A 15720-nucleotide genomic window follows, 5' to 3' on the forward strand; every position below is an offset into this window, starting at 1 on the left:
CGGGTCATCGACTCAGATTGCCTTCAGCTGCCCCTCGTCGGGTTCGTAACACTGCCCGCCCATCAGCGCGTCTTGGATAGCGTTCTCGACGTCGCCGGGGTCGGCACCGTACTGCTCGACGACCGCCGCGACGACGGCGTCGTGGTCCGCCCCGTCGCCGTCGTCGAGTTCGTCCATCGCCTCGACGGCGGCGGCTTCGAGGTCGACGTCCGCGGCGGACGCGTCGGTCTCCGACTCCGTTGCGTCGGTCTCCTCGCTCACGCTGCCGTCCGTCGAGTCGGAGACGTCTTCGACGTCCGCCTCGGGAGCGTTCGCCGAGTCGTTGGCTGCCTCCTCGTCGATCTCCGCCTGCAGGTCGTCGGCGTCCGGGACGTCGATGTCGGCCTCGCCGGGGTCGTTAACCTCGCTTCCGGTGGAGAACTCGGTGCCGAACTCCGCTTCGACCTCCTGTCGCTCCTCTTCGGGGAGCTCGTACATCCCGTCCGAGGACTCCTCGTCGGCCGTCGCGGGGTCGTCGCCATCGGTGGCGTCGTCGCCGTCGGTGGCGTCGAAGTCGCCGAGACCGCTGTCCGCCGTCTCTTCGACTCCGTCGTCGAAGTCGCCGAGTCCGGTGTCGTCGGCTGAATCGACGCTCTCGGTCGTCTCGACGCTCTCTTCGCTCACGGCGTCGTCCGTCGTGTCTCCGACGTCGTCGGTCGGGGCGGCGGCCTCTGCCGGTTCCGCGGCGCCGCTCGTCTCGTCGACGACGCTGTCGGTCGAGGCGGTCGCGTCGCTCGGTTCGGCGACGGCCTCCGTCGGGTCCGTCGCGTCCTCGGTTCCGGTCGCGGCGTCGTCTGCGGCCTCGCCGTCGACGGTCTCCGTCCCGGCGTCGCCGACCTCGACCGCCTCGGCCGGTTCCGCGGCGACGTCGGACTCCGCCTCGGCGGCGTCGTCGACGAGCGTCTCCGTCGACGCCGTCGAGTCGCTCGTCGCGGCGACCGGTGACTCCTCGGCGTTGGCGTCGGCGTCGACGTCGATCTCTGGGGGTGTCTCCCGCTCGGGTGCGTCCGCGAGATCGACGGCCGGCAGCGGGCCGAGCGTCGCGTCGCCGCCCTCGCCGGGCGCGACGTCGAGCGAACGGACCTCGTCGCGGTCGCCCGCGACGACCTCCAGCGCGTCGACGGCAAGTCGCCGAACGGCTTCGAGGTAGGCGCGCGTGGTGCCGTAGTGGTCGATCGCCAGCGGGATGCCCGACGCCAGCGACGGGGCGACGCCGCGGGCTTCGAGTTCGGCCGCGAGCGCGTCGCCGCGGGCGTCGGAGTCGAGCGCCTCGGCGAAGACGGCGACGCGTTCGAGCGTCGCCTCCGCCGTCGTGACGACCCAGCGGTCGCGGGTGTCGGCGTCGACGTCGTTGAGGCTCTCCGGGCGGACGGAGGTGTACACGCGGTTCGAGTCCTCCGGTTCGAACGTCCGGGCCTTCCCCGTCAGCGCGAGGAACGCCGGCGGCGTCGTCCGGTCGAGATACGCCATCTCGTCCGGTTGGTACTGGCCGGCGTAGGTGACGAACGCGCCCGTCGGGTCGGCGATACGACCTCTGAGAACGTCCTCGTTGACGTCCTCCTTCTCGGTGAGCACGCCCACCGCGAACAGGCGGTTGACGCGCGCGCCGGTCGGCGTGACGACGTAGTTCGGGGCGCGTTCCTCGTCGCTCTCGGAGTACGACAGCGAGGCGTCGTCGAACTCCGCGGCGAACAGGCGGTGGGCGACCTCGCGTCGGCCCGGACCGTTGTCGTTGGAATCTGTCGAACTCATGCGCCCACCTCCTCTGTCGAGACGACCGCAAGCAGTTCGCGGGCGCGCTCTGCGGGGTCGTCGTCGGACTCGACGAACTCGTCGGCGTCGAGGTTTGCGCCGTACTCGTCGACCGAGAGGTTGCCGCGGACGCGGAACTCGCGGCCGACGATCTCTTCGCGGATGTCGTCGGCGACGACCTCCTTGTCCATCGCCTCGCGTGCGGCCTCCTTCGCGTCGGCGACGTCGCCGCCGTAGATCTCCTCGGTGAGCTCGGCGTCGAGGACGACCGTGACGGTGTCGCTGCCGTCGTCGAGAATCCCTTTCACGCGCAGGTCGTCTTCGCCCTCGACCGCGCCGTGGCTCCGACACTGACCGTTCTGGATGACGCGCGCACACTCCGGACAGCGTTCGATGAGCCCGGAGCCGTCGCGGACGGCGATCAGGTTGCCGACGACTTCCACGTCGAACATCCCGCCGGTGTCGACGGCCTCGCGGATGTCGAGTCGCGGTGCGGACTCCTTGACTTCGACCGGCGTCGGAAGTTCGGTGACCGTCGTGAACTCCGAGAGGTTGATCGAGGGGACGCCGCGGAACTCGCGGATGTAGACGTCCTCGATCCGGAGGCTCGCACCCTCCGAGAGCTCCTCGTGTGGGTTCCAGTCGGTGAAGGGGAGTCGTGCGCTCTCGTCGCTGAGGACGCCCGAGAGGATCTCCGTCTCCCCGTCGCGGCCGTCGATGGTCCGCTCTTCGACCTCCAGCACCTGCACCTCGACGTTGCGGCCGCGGTCGCCGGGTTCGAGGTCGATGAGGTCGGCGTCGCCGCCGACGGGGTAGTCGACCGCGACAGACTCGTCGGCCATCGCGACGGTCGTGCTGTCGTTGAGGTTCAGTTCGGGGTTGCCGTCCCACTCGCGGACGTTGGCGTTGCCGACGGTGACGGAGTCGCCGGCCTCGAAGCCGAAGTCCTGCCACGAGGTGTACGAGAGCTTCCCCGTCTCGTCGGCGAGTTCGCCCTCGCGGATGGTGATGTCGTCGCCCTGATACCTGATCGTGCGGGTGCCGACGGTGAGCACCGTCGCCGTCACGTTGACGCTGCCGTCCTCGGGCGTCACGTCGGCGACGTCCTTCGTCGACGGGGAGGACCCGCCGCCGCTGCCACCACCGTGTTTTCGTCGGATACTCTGCTTGGCCTCGTCCAGCGGGACGCTGTACTGTACGAGGTTCTCCAGATCGCTCTTGACCTCCTCTTTGTCAACGCCGAGAGCGGAGGCGAGCTCCTCGGCATGGTCGTCTAACTGCATCGGAAACGGCTTCGGCCTCGTGGGATAAAAAGTATCGCTCACAGCAGGCGGTACGACGCGCGGGGTCGACCACGACCGTCTCACGGCGAGAGGTCGACCACGACCGTCTCACGGCGAGAGGTCGACCTCCGGTCCCGTCGGTCGAGCGTCGCCCTCGAACGCGGGTGGTCGTCTACTGCCCCTGTCGGCGTGGAGGAAGACGAGTCCGCCACCGATGTCGCTGCCGACGGTGAACCCACGGGCCTGTACCGCCGTCCAGAACGACGACCCTTCCGCCGCGTAGTGGCCGACTCGCTCCGGGGTCGCGGGGTCGGTGACGTCGAAGACTGCGACACCGCCGTCGTACCACGACGTGTGCAGGCGGTTCTCGGTGACGTCGAAGTTGTGGGAGGTTCGGAAGACGTCGAGGTTCGGTGGTGCGATGCGCGTGAGTTCGAACGGGTCGTCGGGGTCGGAGACGTCGAACACCTTGATACCGCCGTAGTCGTGGTGGTCCGGGTCCTCGACGTACTCACCCGGGAACGTCTCCGCACCGACGTAGACGTACCGACCCTCCGGAGACGGCTGGACGTAGTGGGCGTTTCCGGGGGAAGTGAGGTACCGTTCGAGCGGGAACGACCCAGAGAATTCCTCGTCGCCCTTCGGTGCTGCGCCGAACTGCGACACTGTCTGAGGGTCGCTCGGATCGGAGACGTCGGCGACGACCGTCCCCGCGTCCCAGAAGGCCTGATAGAGGCGGTCGTCTTGGACGTAGACGTCGTGACAGGGACTCGTCCCACTCGTCGCGTAACCCGAAAAGTGGTCTCTGAGTCGATACTCGCCGACTTTGACCGGGGCCGTCGGATCGCTCACGTCGACGACCTCGGTCCGCGCCTCGCTGAAGGGGTAGTCACTCGACTCGTTGACGGTGAGATAGGCGTACTCTCCGTCGAGGAAGTTGTTGTGGATGCCGTGACCAGCGTCGTAGAACCCCAGTTCCTCGGGAGTCGTGGGGTCGCTCACGTCGACGAGCGTGACGCCGGAGCCCTCGTTGCTCGCGAGACTCGCAAGGTCTCCGTCGACCTTGACGTCGAGAATGCCGCCGACTTCTCCCTCGTCAGGGTCGCTCGCGTCGAGTCGAGCGACGACCTCTGGGCGGGCAGGGTTGCGCCAGTCGACGACTGCGAGACCACTCCCGGTCGCGACGTAGACGTAGTTTCCCTGCGTGACCGCTTCGAGCGCACCGTCGACTGCGACGTCGCTGAACAGTCGCAGTCGACCCTCGTTCGCCGCCGTACCGTCTCCACCCTCCTCGCCGTGGGCGTTGACACTCCCAGCCAGTCCCGATGCTACCAGCGAGCTACCGAACGCTTTGAGCGCAGTCCGTCTGTCTATTGATGTCATATCTCCAACTAGATTCCGAACCGCTCCAGTATTAAAATTTTCCTGTAATGTCAAATCTTGGGGACTCTCGCTGAGTCAATACTGTCGTTCCGACAGACGGGTCGTTCTCGTTGCACCGGTACGAACTGCTAAGTGCCCCGCGCGTCCACTCCCGGGCATGCCCGAGGAGTTCGACTGTTCGATGCGCGTGGCCGACGGGAAGACGGAGATAACGATCACGGGAACGCAGGAGGCGGCCGTCGTCGTCCGCTCGGAAAGCGGCGAGCGGATCTACCTGCCGCCAGAGGGGTTCGACGTCGACGCCGACCTGGACAGTCCGTACCAGTCGGCGCGGAGCGACAGTCCGTATCAGTCCGTGCCGGACGACAGCCCCTACCAGTCGGTCCCCGACGACAGTCCGTACCAGTCGATCCGACGCGGGCCTGGCGTCACGAAGACGAGCGACGGGTTCCGCATCGTCCACAGCGAGAAAGTGACCGAGTACTGCGTCTATCGGTAGACCGCCCGAGTCAGTCAGTCCGACCCGCTTAGTAGTCGCCCGCGGCGACCTTCTCGTAGACGTCGATCGTCTCGTCGACCACTTCGTTCCAGGTGCGCGGTTCGTACTCCGGCGGTCCCTTGCGGGCGCGTTCGAGCCCCTTCTCGATGCCGCCGGCGATCGACTCGGAGTCGATCTCGACCTCGACGACACAGTCCTCCGGCAGACACTCGATGACGCCGGCGGGCGTCGAGACGACGTGCGTCCCCGCCGCGAGCGCCTCGGTGACGGTGATGCCGAACGGTTCCGACAGCGATGGCGAGACGAACACGTCCGCGGAGGCGTAGTAGTCGCCGAGCTGCTCCTCGGGGATGTAGCCGACGAACTCGACTTGATCTTCGACGCCGAGCAGTTCGACGAACTTCTTCAACTGTTCGGTCAAATGACCCTTCCCGCCGACGACGAGCGTCACGTCGGGGTTCCGGAGCTTCTTCATCGCGTAGATGAGATGCGAGATCCCCTTCTGGTCGGTGTGTCGCCCGACGAAGAACAACATCTCGCCGTCGATTCCCAACTCCGCTTTCATGTCGCGGCCGCCGAACTCCGGTTCGGTGAACCCGTTGTGGACGACGTGGGAGTCGCCGCCGTACTCGCGCTTCAGTTTGTCCGCCAGCAGATGGCTGACGGAGATGAGGAAGTCCGAGCGGTTAGTCACGCGCTGTTCGGTCTCGACCTCCCGCTGGGGCGGGTCGACGTTCCGATCCGAGGAGAGCGAGTGGAACGACGTGATCCACTTGACATCCTCGTCGCTCTGCTGTGCTCGCGACCCCGGACCGTAGCCGAACCAGTCGTGGGTGTGGACGACGTCGAAGTCGTCCTCGGCGGCCTTCTCGGCGAACCGCTTGCTCAGCCGGCCGATGCGAGTGATGATGTCGCCGTCGCCCGTGGCGACCCCCTCGATGTTCTCGCGACCCTCCGGCGCGTACTCCGTGGGGAGAATCAACTGCGCGTCGACGTCGTCGCGCGCTTCCATCCGATCGAACACTTCGCCGACGTGGGTGTCCAACCCGCCCGTCACGTTCGGCGGGTATCCCCACCCGAGCATCAACACTCGAACCATGTTGCCCTACGTTGCCTGCGGGATTATTTAAAAGCCCGCCTCGGTACGGGATTCGCCGCCAGTGAGCCGACGGCGGACGGTCGCTGCGTCCCGCGACCACGGAGCCGGGACCCGAGACGTGTGAGACGTCGTCCGCAGGTCTGAACTCGTGTCGAAGCACCGAAAACCGTTTTCTCCCCCCGCGCGACCACCCATCTATGCACGTCGTCGTCAACGCCGCGACGAGCGTCGACGGGAAGCTCTCCTCGCGGCGGCGCGAGCAGATCGAGATCAGCGGTCCGGAGGACTTCGACCGGATGGACCGCCTCCGGGCGGCGGCCGACGCAGTGATGGTCGGCGTCGGCACCGTCCTCGCCGACGATCCCCACCTCACGCTGGACGTCGAGGACCGCCGCGTCCAGCGACTCCGGAACGGCCGTCCCGGCAACCCGGCCCGCGTCGTCGCCGACTCGCGCGCCCGGACGCCGACCGACGCGCGGATCCTCGACGACGAGGCGACGACCTACCTCCTCGTCGCAGACATCGCCCCCGACGACCGAGTCGAGGCGCTCGAGGCGACGGGAGGCGTCGTCCTCCGGGCGGGCGACGAACGCGTCGACCTCGCGGCCGGGTTCGAGGCGCTCGAGAGCCACGACGTCGAGCGGGTCATGGTCGAGGGCGGCGGCGAGATCGTCTTCTCGCTGTTCGAGGCGGGACTCGTCGACGAACTCTCCCTGTACGTCGGGTCGCTCGTCATTGGCGGTCGGGACGCGCCGACGCTGGCCGACGGCGAGGGGTTCGTCGACGTCGACGAGTTCCCGCGGCTGGAGTTGACCGACGTCGAGCGACTTGACGACGGCGTCGTCCTCCACTACGCGGTGTGAGTCGGTGTCTCTCGGTTTCGATACCACCCGAGTCGGTCGCCGCCGTCCACGAACCGCTCGGAGGCGGTCGTGCACACCGCCGACATACCTGCTCAATAGTTAAGCCCGTCCCATCAGTAGATGGGGGCATGAGCGAAACCGAGGCGACCGGAACGCCGATTCACGTCGAAGACGAAGCCCACCTCGAACGACTCGTCGACGAGAACGACGTCGTCCTCGTCGACTTCTACGCCGACTGGTGTGGCCCGTGTAAGATGCTCGAGCCGACGCTCGAGGAGATCGCCGCCGAGACCGACGCCGTCGTCGCCAAGGTCGACATCGAGGAGCTACAGGAGTTCGCCCAGTCGCAGGGGATCCGCTCGGTGCCGACGCTGAAGTTCTTCGCGAACGGCGAGGAGGCGAAGACGGTCGTCGGCGTCCAAGACAAAGCCGATCTCGTCGACGTCGTCGAACAGCTCGGCTAGCCGGTCGACGCTCCCCGTCGGTCACCGATTCTTCGGACGCGGAGTGTCGAGAGCGACGGCGACTGGAGAGTAGCGACGCGAATCGTCGACGGCCGTTCAGTCGACTCGGTCGAACTCGACCGTGTGATCCGACTCGGTGACGTGGCTGTCGACGAGTTGTTCGGCGGCGGTCTCGGTGTCGACGAGCGACTCGACGTTGCAGTCGCGGCAGACGACGTGGTAGACTGTGGTGGCCATGACTCGCCCGGACCAACGGCGACGGCGAGGTTAAGTAATCTCTGCCTTATCGGCGTTTAGCACCCACCAAAACACCGTCTACACCCGTATCGAGGGGTCGTCAGAACGGGACGTCGGAGAACGTCTCGTCGTCGCTACCGCCGTCGCCGCGGTCGTGTGCCCACATCCCCGTCCCGGCGTGGACCTCGCTGAGTTCGTCGAACTCGGCGAGCATCCGACGCTTCAGCGCCTGGATCGTCATCGGCGAGATGCCACAGCCCGAACAGGCGCCGGTCAGCGAGATCCACACCTCGCCCGTCTCCTCGTCGACGGCGTCGACACCGGCGTCGCCGCCGTGCAGCTGAATCTGTGGGAAGTTCCGCATCACGAACCGCTCGATCCGTGCTTCGAGACTCTCCCCGGGGGACGTCGTGCTCATCACCCGAGAGAGGCGGGAGGGCGATATAGCGTTTCGCGTCCCTCGATCGACGGACGACCGGTCTCCGTCGAAACCACGGCCAGTGCGTTGTTTCGAGTGTCAAAACAGCTATACCGAGATTGTCTGTTATTGTCTGTCATGGATTACGCACTCTCCGAGGAGCATCGCGCCATCCAAGAGGAGGTCCGGCGGTTCGCCGAGAACGAGATCGCGCCCGTCGCGAGCGAGTACGACCGAGCGGAGAAGTACCCGTACGAGATCGTCGAGAAGGCTGCCGAGATGGGGCTGACGGGGGCACACTTCCCGGTCGAGTACGGTGGTGTCGGCTACTCGTCGTTGGAGAACGCGCTCGTCACCGAGGAGCTGTTCGCGGTCGACCCAGGGATCGGACTGTGTATCACGAGCGCTGGATTCGGTGCGGAGGCCATCGTCGAGTTCGGCACCGACGAGCAGAAAGAGCGGTATCTCCCGCCGATCACCGAAGGCGAGGCGGTGATGGGCGCAGCCATCAGCGAACCGCTGGCTGGCTCCGACGTGACCGCTGTCTCGACGCGTGCCGAGAGAGACGGCGACGAGTGGGTGATAGACGGCAACAAGATGTGGATCACTAACGGGAGCGTCGGCGACTACTTCGTCGTGATGTGTCAGACCGACCCCGACGCCGACGACCGCTACTCGGGGTTCTCACAGATCGTCGTCGAAGCCGACCGCGACGGGTTCGAGGCCGACAAGATAACCGGGAAGCTCGGCATCCGCGCGAGCGACACGGCCGAGCTCCGATTCGACGGTGTGCGCGTCCCCGAGGAGAACCTCGTGGGCACCGAAGGGATGGGGTTTCTCCAACTGATGCAGTTCTTCGACGAGACCCGCACCGCCGTCGCAGCGCAGGGCGTCGGCATCGCCAAGGGGGCCTGCGAACGCGCCCTCGACTACGCACAGGAGCGAGAGCAGTTCGGGCGCTCCATCGGCGAGTTCCAGGCGATACAGCACAAGCTCGCCGACGTGCACATCCGGACGGAGGCGGCCAGACAGCTGACCTACAAGTCGGCGTGGAGCGTCGACAACGACGAGGGACAGCTGACCGCCCTCGCGTCGATGGCCAAGGAGTTCGCCTCGCGGGTCGCCACCGACGCGGCCGACGAGGCCGTCCAGATCTACGGCGGGTCCGGCTACGTCGACGACTACGACGTCGAGCGGCTCTACCGCGACGCGAAGATCACGCAGATCTACGAGGGAACCTCGGAGATCCAGAAGAACATCGTCGCCCGCGAGCTGCTCGGGAAGGGGTTCTGAGCACGAAGGGAGCGTCGACCGATTCGTGTCAGCGTCGGGGAGAGCTTTTAACGTCGGAGGTGGTATCCCGTCGTATGATTTCACTCGACGAAGCCGTGACGGCACGACTCGAATCGCACGGTGCCCGGTTCGAGGTGCTCATCGACCCCGACGCGGCGCTGGCGATGAAACGCGACGAGTTCGAGGGCGAACTGGAAGAGGTCATCGCCGCCGAGGACGTCTTCGAGGACGCCTCTCGCGGGGACCGCCCCGCCGAGAGCGACCTGGAGAAGGTGTTCGGGACGACGGACCCGATGGAGATCATCCCCGAAGTCGTCAAACGCGGGGAGATCCAGATCACCGCCGAACAGCGCCGCGAGATGCAAGAGCAGAAGCGCAAACAGCTCATCACGCGCATCACGCGCAACGCGGTGAACCCGCAGATGGACGACGCGCCCCACCCACCGGAGCGTATCGAGCGCGCACTGGAGGAGGCGGGGTTCAGGATCGACCCGATGGAGCCGGTCGAGACGCAGGTCGACGACGCGCTCGACGCGCTCCGCCCGGTGATCCCCATCCGCTTCGCCGAGGTCACCATCGCGGTCAACCTCCCCGCGGAGTACGCCGGGAGCGCGCAGGCTCGCGTCCGAAAGTTCGGCGACCTCGAACGCGAGGAGTGGCAGAACGACGGCTCGTGGGTCGGCGTGCTGACGTTCCCCGCAGGGATGCAGAACGACTTCTACGACCTCGTCAACGACCTGACCAGCGGCGAGGCGGAGACCCGCGTCGTCAAGGACAAAGACGACCTCAACGTTCGGTAGCCGCAACGTCCGGTGCCGTCACCTCGCTCGGCCGAAGATCCCACTCTCGGCAGTGCTGGAGTAGCCAGCGACTCACGATAGAAGCGTGCGGAAGACAGTTCTGTGTCGGTTCGAACGAATCAGCCAGCAGTGACGTGGAGTGTGCCGGTCGAGACGCGGTCTACTGGATGTGGCCTTCGCGGCGGAGCTGGTCTGCGTCCTGCCCCGTGTAGCGCCACTCGATGTTGGCCTTCTCGTCCTGCCAGTCCCACGGTTCGATGAGGACGACGTCGTCCTCGTTGATCCAGGTCCGGTACTTCATACGACCGGGGATCCGGCCAAGTCGCTCCTTCCCGTCCTGGCAGCGGAGGCGAACGTGGTTTCCACCGAGCATCTCGGTCACGACGGCGAACATCTCGTCACTGTTGGGCATCCGAAGGTTCCGACGCCCTGATTCTTCACTCACAGGTTATATGGGAGACGGAGACGGTTAAATCATTGGAGACGAGAGGTACCGTGTAACACGCGGGCCGGACGGTCGACTGGCGTGTCGAGACCCGAAATGCCGGCTGAGAGCAGGGACGAGGGTCGTGGCCCACTCGTGAGTGTTGATATCACGGTTCGAACAACCGTTATCAATCGGCGATATCGGAGTGTAATATCCGGGGCCGTCAGTGCACATCGACTGCACTGTCGCTTCCGACCGTGATGTACACTGCCGAGTTCACCACCGACTGTTCGATACTGAAGGATGCGTTGCGCGCCGCGCCCACAATGCGCGTCGAGCACGTCGACGACCGGATGGTCCGAGACGGGCCGATCAAGCTCCTGTTCTGGGCCAACGGCGGCGAGTTCGACGCGTTCGAGCGAGGCCTCGACGAGGACCCCACCGTCGCCGACGTCCGGACGCTCACCGTCGAGGAGACGCGCCGTCTGTACCGTGTGAACTACACGGCGCGAGGCGAGTGTGAGTCGTTCACGACGCTGATCACTGACCTCGACGGGACGTTCGTCGACGGCGTCGTCACTGCCGATCAGGTGTGGATGCGGATCCGGTTCCCCGACCACGAGGCGGTCAGAGCGTTCGCCGACTGGTTCCGAAAGCGAGATAGAACGTTCACGCTCGACGCGCTCTACGAGGAGACCACGTCGGCCGAGACGGCGGCGTCCGACCTCACCGACTCCCAACGGCAAGCGCTCGCACTCTCGCACGAGCGGGGCTACTTCGAGATCCCGCGGGGGACGACCGGAGCGGAGCTCGACGTCTCCCAACAGGCGCTCTCCGAACGGCTCCGTCGGGGAATCAGTACGAGCCTCGAGCGGGCCGGACTCCCCGCTCAGGACTGATCGGACGCCGAATCCACGACGAGCTATCCGTGAGCTATCCTTTCTTGAACCCCAGGAGGAAGCCGGCGGCGAACCCGCCGGAGATCGACAGCGTCGAGAGGATCGTCATCACCCAGTCCGGCGGCGCGCCAGTGGCGGCGCTCTCGCTCGTCTTCAGGAGCCCCGAGGTGAGCTTCTCCCAGTCGACGCTGAGGATCTCGCGCGACTCGAGGAACTTGAACAGCGCGAGTTCGAGGCCAACGAGGACGGCGATCACCTTGGCTACCTTTTTAGCGGCGAAACCGACGATGCCGCCGACGATCGCCCCCGACCCCGCCTCGACGCCGAGCTGTCGGAAGTCGATCGCGATGGGGAGGTCCGCTTGTATCATAGTCACGTATCTGTCACTCTCTGTTAAGACCTTTGTGCTGAGTCGGGCGATAGCTGTTCGAAGGAGAAACAGGTCTGTAAGAAGTAAAATAAAAGAGGAGAGACACTCAGCTGTCGAGAGCGGTCGTACTCCCGAACGGTCGCCGGGAAGCTTCAAGAGTGACGGTGACCTACGCGCGAGTATGGAACGGACAGACGAACGCGAGGTGGGGTGCCCCCACCCCTGAGGTGGTGGGCGTCGACATCAGCGGCCGCCACGAGGAGGCCGGCGAGTATCTGATGGTCGCCGCCGCCGTCCACGCCGTCGTCGACTCGACACGTATCCGCAGCATCGAAGGGATGGGGTTCGCCACCAGCCGCGCCCAGCCGACGCTGGACGCGACGCTGGCGGTCGTCGCCGACGCCGTCGCGGAACTCCCGACGGCCCCCGACGGCCCCGTCGTCGCCGAGCACGGTGAGTTCTACGAAGAGCCGACAGAACGCGTCGGTCTGGAGTTCCAACCAGCGTTCAAGTACATCGAGAGCATAGCGGAACGCGAAACCGTGCAGGCCGCACACCACGCCGCGTACGCCGCCCGAAAGTTACTACTATAACACCATGACAGGGACGAAAGCAGTCGTCGCAAAGCGCGTCGACGCCGGAACAGCCGACCTCGAAGAGATCACCGACCTCGCCAACGCCGCGGGCTACGACGTCGTCGGATCGCTCACGCAGACCCGCGAGGAGGACGCCGCCTACGGATTCGGGAAGGGGAAAGTCGACGAACTTGCCGCGCTGGTCAGAGAGACTGGTGCGACCACCGTCGTCGTCGACAACCGCCTCGGCCCATATCAGACGTACAACATCGGACAGAAGCTCCCCGAGAGGGCCGAGGTGGTCGACCGGTTCACGCTCATCCTCGACATCTTCGGTCAGCGTGCTCAGACCCGGAAGGCGCAGCTCCAGGTCGAACTCGCGGAGCTACGCTACGAACTGCCGCGAGCCGCCGCGAAGGCGAGTCTCGCCAAGCGCGACGAGCGACCCGGGTTCATGGGGCTCGGCGAGTACGACGAGAGCCGTGAGCGCGACATCAAGGCACAGATCTCCAACATCAAGCAGGAGCTGGACGCCATCGCCGACAAGGAGGAGACGCGCCGCGCCGAACGCCGCGAGTCCGGTTTCGACCTCGTCGCGCTGGCGGGTTACACCAACGCGGGGAAGTCGACGCTGATGCGTCGCCTCGCCGCGGACCTCGACGTCGACGAGAACGAGGAGCTCCATCCGGACCTCGACACGACCGCCGAGTCGGAGGATATGCTCTTCACGACGCTCGGGACGACCACCCGCCGGGCGGACACGGGGATGCGGAACGTGCTCCTGACCGACACGGTCGGGTTCATCTCCGATCTGCCCCACTGGCTGGTCGAGTCGTTCCAGTCGACGCTGGACTCGGTCTACCGTGCGGACCTCGTCTTGCTCGTCGTCGACGCCAGCGAGTCGGTCCAGGAGATCCGCGAGAAGCTCGTCACCTGCCACGACACGCTGTACGAGCGCAACGAGGCACCTATCGTGACGGTGCTGAACAAGATCGACAAGGTCGACGACGAGAAGCTGGAGGAGAAGATGCAGGCGCTGACGGCGCTCGCGCCCAGCCCCGTCGCCGTCTCGGGACTCACCGGCGAGAACGTCGACGAACTGTGTCGCCGCATCGAAGCCGAGTTGCCCGCGTGGCACGAGGAACGACTGATGCTGCCGATGACCGACGAGACGATGAGCGTCGTCTCGTGGATCCACGACCACGGCCACGTCGACGAGGAGGAGTACACCGACGAGAACGTCCTCATCGACTTCAAGGCTCGCCCGGAGATCGTCGAGAAGGCACGGTCGAAAGCCGCCGACCTGTCGGTAGCGACGAACTAAGCTGCGCTACTCCGCCTCGTCGACCGCTCGCTTCTCCTTCGAGACGACCTCGACGTCCGTGATACGCGTCCCGGGGTACTGTCCCTCCTCGTCTTTCTCTGCGGCCTTCACCATATCCCAGACGACGTTGAGACCGGTCGTCACGCCCTCCAGCGCCTCCATCTCACAGCCGGTCTTGCCGGTCGTCTCGACGGCGACGTCGAGCACGACGTGGTCCTCGCGCACGTCGAAAGTCGTGTCGACGTTCGTGATGGGGATCTGGTGACACATCGGGATCGTCTCCCACGTGTGTTTGACCGCCTGGATCGCGCCGATCCGGGCGGTGGCGAGCACGTCGCCCTTCCCGATCTCGTCGGCCTGGATAGCCTCGACCGTCGACGGCTGGAGGTGGATCATGCCGCGGGCGATCGCCCGGCGAGCGGTGTCGGGTTTCGCGCCCACGTCGACCATCTGGACGTTCCCCTCGGCGTCGGTGTGAGTCAACTCCTCCGTCCCACTCGGGTCGTCGCTCGGGTCACTCATCGTCCTCACCCTCGCCCCAGAGCGCCCGCGGCAGTTCGTCCAGGATGTCCGACGCCAGCAGTCCGCTGTGGCGGTCGTCGAGCAGTTCGGCGGCCGTCCCGTTGGCGAAGGGGGCGAGGCACGCGGCGTCGAACGGGTCGTGGGAGGCGAGAAGTGCCGCGGTGATGCCCGCGAGCACGTCACCCGTCCCGCCGACGGTCATCCCGCGCGTGCCGGCCCGACAGACGCGCGTCGTCTCGCCGTCGCTGACGACGTCGTACTTCCCCTTCGCGAGGACGACGTGTCCGAGCTCGGCGGCGAACGACTCGATCTCGTCGGCGTGCTCGCGGAGGTCGTCGACGTCCGGCCCCCCCATCTCGGCGAGTTCGTGACTGTTGGGCGTACAGACGAGCGTCGCGTCGGTCTCCACCTCGGGGACGACCGAGAGTGCGTCGGCGTCGACGACGACCGGCCCCTCGAACCGAGCGAGGAACTGACGGGCCGCCTCCATCGTCTCGTCGTGCGTCCCGAGACCCGGTCCGAGGACGACCACGTCGTCGTGGCTCTCGGCCGTGTCCACGAGGTCGTCGATCTGGTCGGGCGTCAGATGGTCGCCGTCGTACGGTTGGACGATGAGGTCCTCCGCGTAGCCCGCGAGCACGTCGAAGATGCTGTCGGGACAGGCGACGAACGAGAGGTCCGCGCCCGCTCGGAGCGCGGCCTGCGCGCTCAGCGCCGGCGCACCGGTGTAGGGACCGCCGCCGACGACGAACACCCGCCCGTTCTCGCCTTTGGTGTCGCCGCCGACGCCCGCGAGGATCCGGCGGTCGCCGGGGCCGACGAACCGCTCTGCGGCCGCGGGGATGCCGATGTCGGCGACGGTGACCTCGGCGTCGAGATCGGTCAACCCCGGCTTCGTGTCGTGGAAGGTGACGACGCGGTCGGCCTCGACGGCCCCCTCGGCGGCCTCGCCGGTGTCCGCGTCGACGCCGGAGGGGACGTCGACGGCGACGACCGTCGCGTCGACCTCGTTGACCGCACGAGCGGCCGACGCCTCCGGTTCCCGGAGCGATCCGGTGATGCCGGTGCCGAGCATCGCGTCGACGACGACGTCCGGTTCGCCGAGGTCGAGGTCCCGGGAGTCGCGGACGACGGTGATGTCGGCCTCGGCCGCTTCGAGTGCCTCCCAGTTCTCGCGGGCGACGTCGGTCGTAATCGTCTCGGGGCGGCCGAGGAGGTGGACCGTCACGTCGTACTCCTTCAGGAAGCGGGCGGCGACGAAGGCGTCGCCGCCGTTGTTGCCGCGACCGGCGACGACGGCGACCGTCGCGCCGGGGTCTGCGGTCTCGCGGACCACGCGGGCGACGGCGTTCCCGCTCGACTCCATCAGTTGCTTCTGGGGGACGCCCAGCGCCGCCGCGTTGCGGTCGACGACGGCCATGCGTTCGGCGGTTATCATGTGCCGGGGTTCGCTCGGACGAGTGTTAATCTCTC

Annotated in this window: 18 protein-coding genes; 8 read left to right on the forward strand and 10 right to left on the reverse strand. The window is 66.5% G+C overall.

The genetic code is table 11. The features are described 5' to 3' along the window. Positions 1–12: 12 nt before the first annotated feature. The 3 genes from BSG17_RS12085 to BSG17_RS12095 all read right to left on the reverse strand — a co-directional run bounded on the left by BSG17_RS12085 (position 13) and on the right by BSG17_RS12095 (position 4457). Positions 13–1791, reverse strand: a complete 1779-nt coding sequence (locus BSG17_RS12085; RefSeq protein WP_089824385.1) for a hypothetical protein — start codon at positions 1789–1791, stop codon at positions 13–15. Beyond that, on the reverse strand, positions 1788–3074 hold the full coding sequence (locus BSG17_RS12090) for a Single-stranded DNA binding protein (RefSeq protein ID WP_089824388.1): 1287 nt from the start codon (positions 3072–3074) through the stop codon (positions 1788–1790). The genes BSG17_RS12085 and BSG17_RS12090 overlap by 4 nt, the downstream gene beginning before the upstream one ends. Before the next feature lie 108 nt (positions 3075–3182). Next, a complete protein-coding gene (locus BSG17_RS12095) occupies positions 3183–4457 on the reverse strand; it encodes an LVIVD repeat-containing protein (RefSeq protein WP_089824389.1) in 1275 nt (424 codons plus the stop codon). 157 nt (positions 4458–4614) lie between these two features. Here BSG17_RS12095 and BSG17_RS12100 point away from each other — a divergent pair, with 157 nt between their 5' ends. Then, entirely contained in the window at positions 4615–4956 is a 342-nt protein-coding gene (locus BSG17_RS12100; protein ID WP_089824391.1) for a DUF7510 family protein, read from the forward strand. A gap of 28 nt (positions 4957–4984) precedes the next feature. Here the strand turns inward: BSG17_RS12100 and BSG17_RS12105 are convergent, their stop codons facing one another. Next, positions 4985–6040 (reverse strand): glycosyltransferase family 4 protein, encoded by a 1056-nt coding sequence (locus BSG17_RS12105; RefSeq protein WP_089824392.1) that lies wholly within the window; start codon positions 6038–6040, stop codon positions 4985–4987. 212 nt (positions 6041–6252) lie between these two features. On the opposite strand from BSG17_RS12105, the gene BSG17_RS12110 reads away from it, so the two are divergent. Both BSG17_RS12110 and trxA read left to right on the forward strand, forming a co-directional pair. Next, complete coding sequence (locus tag BSG17_RS12110; protein WP_089824394.1) at positions 6253–6918, forward strand: 2,5-diamino-6-(ribosylamino)-4(3H)-pyrimidinone 5'-phosphate reductase; 666 nt, start codon at positions 6253–6255, stop codon at positions 6916–6918. Between the two features lie 128 nt (positions 6919–7046). Continuing rightward, positions 7047–7382: a thioredoxin gene (gene trxA / locus BSG17_RS12115; RefSeq protein ID WP_089824396.1), complete on the forward strand. Its 336-nt coding sequence runs from the start codon at positions 7047–7049 to the stop codon at positions 7380–7382. A 96-nt stretch (positions 7383–7478) separates the two neighbouring features. Here the strand turns inward: trxA and BSG17_RS27015 are convergent, their stop codons facing one another. After that, the gene (locus tag BSG17_RS27015) at positions 7479–7619 is read right to left on the reverse strand and encodes a hypothetical protein (RefSeq protein ID WP_170864791.1); all 141 of its coding nucleotides are present in this window, start codon (positions 7617–7619) and stop codon (positions 7479–7481) included. Between the two features lie 100 nt (positions 7620–7719). Then, complete coding sequence (locus BSG17_RS12120; RefSeq protein WP_089824398.1) at positions 7720–8037, reverse strand: NifU family protein; 318 nt, start codon at positions 8035–8037, stop codon at positions 7720–7722. A 138-nt stretch (positions 8038–8175) separates the two neighbouring features. Between BSG17_RS12120 and BSG17_RS12125 the strand changes: the two genes are divergently transcribed. Together BSG17_RS12125 and BSG17_RS12130 are read left to right on the forward strand one after the other, a co-directional pair. Next, positions 8176–9330: an acyl-CoA dehydrogenase family protein gene (locus BSG17_RS12125; protein WP_089824400.1), complete on the forward strand. Its 1155-nt coding sequence runs from the start codon at positions 8176–8178 to the stop codon at positions 9328–9330. A 74-nt stretch (positions 9331–9404) separates the two neighbouring features. After that, positions 9405–10130, forward strand: coding sequence for a ribosome assembly factor SBDS (locus tag BSG17_RS12130; protein WP_089824402.1), 726 nt, complete (start codon positions 9405–9407; stop codon positions 10128–10130). Between the two features lie 160 nt (positions 10131–10290). On the opposite strand, the gene eif1A is transcribed toward BSG17_RS12130, so the two are convergent. After that, positions 10291–10575, reverse strand: coding sequence for a translation initiation factor eIF-1A (eif1A, locus tag BSG17_RS12135; protein ID WP_083850995.1), 285 nt, complete (start codon positions 10573–10575; stop codon positions 10291–10293). Between the two features lie 242 nt (positions 10576–10817). On the opposite strand from eif1A, the gene BSG17_RS12140 reads away from it, so the two are divergent. Beyond that, positions 10818–11456 (forward strand): helix-turn-helix domain-containing protein, encoded by a 639-nt coding sequence (locus BSG17_RS12140; protein WP_089824404.1) that lies wholly within the window; start codon positions 10818–10820, stop codon positions 11454–11456. A gap of 34 nt (positions 11457–11490) precedes the next feature. Here BSG17_RS12140 and BSG17_RS12145 read toward each other — a convergent pair whose 3' ends face one another. Then, positions 11491–11826, reverse strand: coding sequence for an FUN14 domain-containing protein (locus BSG17_RS12145; protein WP_089824406.1), 336 nt, complete (start codon positions 11824–11826; stop codon positions 11491–11493). A 227-nt stretch (positions 11827–12053) separates the two neighbouring features. On the opposite strand from BSG17_RS12145, the gene BSG17_RS12150 reads away from it, so the two are divergent. Continuing rightward, positions 12054–12419 carry a DUF2209 family protein gene (locus BSG17_RS12150; protein WP_089824408.1) on the forward strand — a complete coding sequence of 122 codons (366 nt, stop codon included), beginning with the start codon at positions 12054–12056 and terminating at the stop codon, positions 12417–12419. 4 nt (positions 12420–12423) lie between these two features. Beyond that, positions 12424–13725 carry a GTPase HflX gene (gene hflX / locus BSG17_RS12155; RefSeq protein WP_089824410.1) on the forward strand — a complete coding sequence of 434 codons (1302 nt, stop codon included), beginning with the start codon at positions 12424–12426 and terminating at the stop codon, positions 13723–13725. Positions 13726–13731: 6 nt separating this feature from the next. On the opposite strand, the gene moaC is transcribed toward hflX, so the two are convergent. After that, the gene (gene moaC, locus BSG17_RS12160) at positions 13732–14247 is read right to left on the reverse strand and encodes a cyclic pyranopterin monophosphate synthase MoaC (RefSeq protein WP_089824412.1); all 516 of its coding nucleotides are present in this window, start codon (positions 14245–14247) and stop codon (positions 13732–13734) included. Next, on the reverse strand, positions 14240–15685 hold the full coding sequence (locus BSG17_RS12165) for an NAD(P)H-hydrate dehydratase (protein WP_089824414.1): 1446 nt from the start codon (positions 15683–15685) through the stop codon (positions 14240–14242). Before BSG17_RS12165 ends, moaC begins: the two co-directional genes overlap by 8 nt. Positions 15686–15720: the final 35 nt, after the last annotated feature.

The organism is Halogranum amylolyticum, from assembly GCF_900110465.1.
In the GTDB taxonomy this organism is placed as follows: Archaea; Halobacteriota; Halobacteria; order Halobacteriales; family Haloferacaceae; genus Halogranum; species Halogranum amylolyticum.

Bases quoted from the DNA above. Each gene is read 5' to 3' on its own strand.
- BSG17_RS12110 (WP_089824394.1), top strand. From the start codon at position 6,253: ATGCACGTCGTCGTCAACGCCGCGACGAGCGTCGACGGGAAGCTCTCC.
- BSG17_RS12085 (WP_089824385.1), bottom strand. From the start codon at position 1,791: ATGAGTTCGACAGATTCCAACGACAACGGTCCGGGCCGACGCGAGGTC.
- BSG17_RS12165 (WP_089824414.1), bottom strand. From the start codon at position 15,685: ATGATAACCGCCGAACGCATGGCCGTCGTCGACCGCAACGCGGCGGCG.
- moaC (WP_089824412.1), bottom strand. From the start codon at position 14,247: ATGAGTGACCCGAGCGACGACCCGAGTGGGACGGAGGAGTTGACTCAC.
- BSG17_RS12090 (WP_089824388.1), bottom strand. From the start codon at position 3,074: ATGCAGTTAGACGACCATGCCGAGGAGCTCGCCTCCGCTCTCGGCGTT.
- BSG17_RS12105 (WP_089824392.1), bottom strand. From the start codon at position 6,040: ATGCTCGGGTGGGGATACCCGCCGAACGTGACGGGCGGGTTGGACACC.
- BSG17_RS12145 (WP_089824406.1), bottom strand. From the start codon at position 11,826: ATGATACAAGCGGACCTCCCCATCGCGATCGACTTCCGACAGCTCGGC.
- BSG17_RS12125 (WP_089824400.1), top strand. From the start codon at position 8,176: ATGGATTACGCACTCTCCGAGGAGCATCGCGCCATCCAAGAGGAGGTC.
- BSG17_RS12120 (WP_089824398.1), bottom strand. From the start codon at position 8,037: ATGAGCACGACGTCCCCCGGGGAGAGTCTCGAAGCACGGATCGAGCGG.
- hflX (WP_089824410.1), top strand. From the start codon at position 12,424: ATGACAGGGACGAAAGCAGTCGTCGCAAAGCGCGTCGACGCCGGAACA.
- BSG17_RS27015 (WP_170864791.1), bottom strand. From the start codon at position 7,619: ATGGCCACCACAGTCTACCACGTCGTCTGCCGCGACTGCAACGTCGAG.
- trxA (WP_089824396.1), top strand. From the start codon at position 7,047: ATGAGCGAAACCGAGGCGACCGGAACGCCGATTCACGTCGAAGACGAA.
- BSG17_RS12100 (WP_089824391.1), top strand. From the start codon at position 4,615: ATGCCCGAGGAGTTCGACTGTTCGATGCGCGTGGCCGACGGGAAGACG.
- BSG17_RS12095 (WP_089824389.1), bottom strand. From the start codon at position 4,457: ATGACATCAATAGACAGACGGACTGCGCTCAAAGCGTTCGGTAGCTCG.
- BSG17_RS12130 (WP_089824402.1), top strand. From the start codon at position 9,405: ATGATTTCACTCGACGAAGCCGTGACGGCACGACTCGAATCGCACGGT.
- BSG17_RS12140 (WP_089824404.1), top strand. From the start codon at position 10,818: ATGTACACTGCCGAGTTCACCACCGACTGTTCGATACTGAAGGATGCG.